At 65.0% G+C, this 1,210-nt stretch carries 1 protein-coding gene; it reads left to right on the forward strand.

All coding sequences use genetic code 11. From position 1 onward, the window contains the following. Positions 1-1,210, forward strand: a 1,210-nt coding sequence (locus tag B9Z49_RS21370) for a calcium-binding protein (RefSeq protein WP_304598584.1), incomplete at both ends; no start/stop codon positions are given.

Here is a 1,210-nt window from a genome sequence, read left to right on the forward strand (position 1 = left end):
CGTCATCTCGGCCGAATCCCAAGTCAAGCTCGAGCTGTTCGATGCCAACGGCCAACGGGTGGCCACCGCATATGCAGCCATCACCGGCACCACCGGCAACTACAGCTGGGTCTGGCCGTTTGAGACCACCCAAGCAGTGGGCAACTACACCCTCAAAGCCACGGTGGTCGACCAAGCGGGTATCCGCTTCACCACCGACCCGGTGGCCCTGGGCGATGACCCGGGCGAAGACCAGCAAGCCATTGAGGTGATTGCCAGCAACGGCGGCAATGGAGGCAACGGCGACGACAGCATCAAGGGCGGCAACGGCGATGACAAGATCGACGGCGGCAACGGCAACGACACCATTGACGGTGGTGACGGCAACGACACGCTGGACGGCGGCAACGGCGACGACAGTCTGAGCGGCGGTGACGGCAACGATTCCTTGAACGGCGGCAACGGCAACGACACGCTGGACGGCGGTAACGGCAACGACACGCTGGACGGCGGCAACGGCAACGACAGCTTGAACGGTGGCAATGGCGAGGACTCCCTGAGCGGGGGTGATGGCAACGACACGCTGGATGGCGGCAACGGCAACGACACGCTGGACGGCGGCAACGGCGACGACTCTTTGAGCGGCGGTAACGGCAACGACAAGCTCGACGGCGGCAACGGCAACGACACCCTGAACGGTGGCAACGGCAACGACACGCTGGACGGCGGCAACGGCGACGACTCCTTGAACGGTGGTGCGGGCAACGACAGCATCCAGGGCGGCAACGGCAACGACACCATCCGCGGGGGCAGCGGCAACGACACCGTGGACGGCGGTGCGGGCACCGACGTGCTGGACATCTCGCGCCTGGACCAAGCGGTGGTCAAGCCCGGCAGCACACCGGGCTCGGGCGTGATCGAGTACATCGGACCTGACGGCACGCCCCAGACCATCGAGTACAAGAACATCGAACAAATCGTGGACAACGGCCGGGCCGTGGTGGACATCACCTCCATGAGCACGGACACGGGCACCGCAGGTGACTTCAGCGGCACCGACAACACGCTCACCTACCGGGGCACCATCACCGAGAAGGCGGGCACCGTCATCTCGGCCGAATCCCAAGTCAAGCTCGAGCTGTTCGATGCCAACGGCCAACGGGTGGCCACCGCATATGCAGCCATCACCGGCACCACCGGCAACTACAGCTGGGTCTGGCCGTTTGAGACC

Origin of the sequence: Limnohabitans sp. 2KL-51 (assembly GCF_003063645.1) — a bacterium.
In the GTDB taxonomy this organism is placed as follows: domain Bacteria; phylum Pseudomonadota; class Gammaproteobacteria; order Burkholderiales; family Burkholderiaceae_C; genus Limnohabitans_A.